Below are 2,414 nucleotides of genomic sequence, written 5' to 3'. Positions count from 1 at the left end.
GGCGGGCGGCCAGCGCGGCGCCCCGGCACGCGGCGGTCGCCGGGTCCTCCTCGACCGCCACCGGGCAGTCCAGCCGGGCGGTGGCCAGCGACGCGAGCAGCGGGACCCGGGCGGTGCCGCCCGCCAGCACGACTCCCGTGAGCTGGTCGGCGGGGACGCCCGCGGTGATCAGGCTGAGGTCGTCGACCACCGCGGTGAGCGCGGGCCGGGCGAGTTCGTCGAAGAACGCCCTGGTCACGGTCAGGTCGCCGGGGGCGTACGGCAGCGGCACCCGGACCTCGGCGGCGACCGAGAGCCGCTCCTTCGCCGCGACGCAGGCGTGCCGGAACTCGATCATCGCGGCCGGGTCGGCGGCGTGCTCCGGGCTCGCCGCGAGCACATGGCTCGCCAGCAGGTCGTCGAGGTGGTCGCCCGCGTCGGGCTCGACCATCGGGACATGGGTGACCAGGTCGAACGCGTTCTGGCCGCGGTAGAGGACGGCGTGCTCGCAGTGCCTGCCGCCGATGAGGGTCAGGGCGAGCGCCGTGCCCGCGGGCACCGGCTCCCGCAGGTGGGCGGCCTCCGCGGCGGCGGCCACGGTGGGCAGCAGCAGCGCCCCCGGCAGACCGGCGGCGGCCAGCGCCTCGCGGAGAAGCCCACGACGGTATGACCCCCAATCGGGTGGATGCGTGACCGCGACCCGCTCCGGCTGGGCGCCATCGGACTGGGCGACGACATCGGCGATCCACGCGACCACGGCGGCGGCGAGCGTCTCCGCCGGGTAGAGCTCGCCGCCGAGCAGGACCGGCACGCCGTCGCCGACCCGAGCCATGAAGTCGCGTGCGACGCCGTCCGGCTCGATCGCCGCGCGATGCTCCGCGGCCTGTCCGACCAGCACTTCACCCGCGGTGGAGATGGCGATCAACGATCGGGTCCAGCGGTTGCCGCCGTCGATCGGGACCACCTCGGGGGGTTCGAACGCGCTGCCCACGCGCCGACAGACCGCCGCCGTGCCGCGGGTGCGACCGACGTCGATGCCGAGCACATAGGGCATGGGCGTTCCTCCGGATGGCTGCGACTCAGGCCCCAGTTCGTACCAGGCGCGCGATCCCGCACGGCAACCCAGGGTGTTCGTTTCGTGACCCCCTAATCCCCTAACGGGCATCCCCGTATCACCCATTCGAGTGAGCCCCGGAGACTCGGAGTGATCCCCGATGTAGCGCTCGGCCTTGATCCATAAGTTGATCGTCGACAGCCCAGGTCGATGCCCCCGGCCCTTGGGCAACCTGCCTCCCCGCACGTCATGCAAGTCCCCCGAAATGGAGAAGTCGTTGAGCGTCACCCCTGAGCCCGCCACTGCCCCCACCGAGGCGTCCGCCTCCGGCAGCGCCACCGCCACGGCTACGACCACCACCCAGGTCGAGCCGCAGGAGCAGACCCTGCACGAGTTCGTGCTGACCCTGCTCACCGACGAGTCCGCTCGCGCCGACTTCGCCCAGGACCCGGCCGCCGCCCTCGCCGGCGCCGGCCTCGGCGACATCACCGCCCAGGACGTCCAGGACGTCATCCCGCTGGTCGTCGACACCCCGGGCCTCGGTGGCCTGGACCTGCCGACCTGCGACAGCGCGATCGAGCAGCTCACCGCCGTCGCCGACGTCGCGGGCAGCATGTCCGAGACCGACGGCCAGTGCGACACCGACGGCTCCCTGACCAGCGGCCTCACCGGCCTCACCGGGCTCGCCGACCTCGGCGGCCTCGCGGGCGCCGGTGACGTCGCGGGCTCCCTCGACGGCATCACCGGTTCCCTGGTCGGCGGCACCGACAACGCCCTGCTGTCCGCGGTGTTCGACGGCGGCCTGACCGAGGGCGTCGGCGCTGGCTCGCTCGACACCGTCATGGGCGGCGGCGCGGGCGAACTGGCCTACGGCCTGGACGGCGTGACCGGCAGCCTCGGCATCGACACCGAGTTCTTCAGCGGCTCCAACCTCGTGACCGCGACGACCGACGGCGTCGAGTCCGCGTTCGGCGGCACCTCGGCCCTGGGCGCCGTGACCGGCAACTCGGCCCTGGGCCTCGACGGCGGCGCGGGCAACCTCAACATCGAGACCGACCAGTTCACGCTGGGCGGCCTCGTCGATGGCTCGACCGACGGCGTGGAGACCGGCGTGGCGCTCGACTCGGCTGCCGCCGCCCTCTCCGGCGGATCCTCGGTCGGTGTCGACGGCGCCAGCGGCGCCTTCGGCGTCGAGACCGACCAGTTCGCCATGTCGAGCGGCATCACCGGCTCCACCGACGGCGTCGAGACGGTCTTCGGCGGCGACGTCGCGGGCCTCGGCGACCTGGGTGGCGGCCTCACCGCGGGCACCGACGGCGCGGGCCTGGCGCTCGGCAGCGAGTCGGCCCTCGGCGCCAACGGCGGCGCCCTTTCCCTGGGC

Annotated in this window: 2 protein-coding genes; one reads left to right on the top strand and one right to left on the bottom strand. The window is 74.0% G+C overall.

All coding sequences use genetic code 11. The features are described 5' to 3' along the window. The coding region (locus ACRDSQ_RS23420) for an Hsp70 family protein (protein WP_431424042.1) at nucleotides 1-1,033 on the bottom strand (1,033 nt) is incomplete at its 3' end. A 277-nt stretch (nucleotides 1,034-1,310) separates the two neighbouring features. Between ACRDSQ_RS23420 and ACRDSQ_RS23415 the strand changes: the two genes are divergently transcribed. Further along, nucleotides 1,311-2,414, top strand: a 1,104-nt coding sequence (locus tag ACRDSQ_RS23415) for an IniB N-terminal domain-containing protein (protein WP_431424040.1), incomplete at its 3' end; no start/stop codon positions are given.

It is taken from the genome of Actinokineospora sp., assembly GCF_050699995.1.
Lineage (GTDB): Bacteria > Actinomycetota > Actinomycetes > Mycobacteriales > Pseudonocardiaceae > Actinokineospora.
This window is presented reverse-complemented; position numbering and strand designations above follow the sequence as displayed.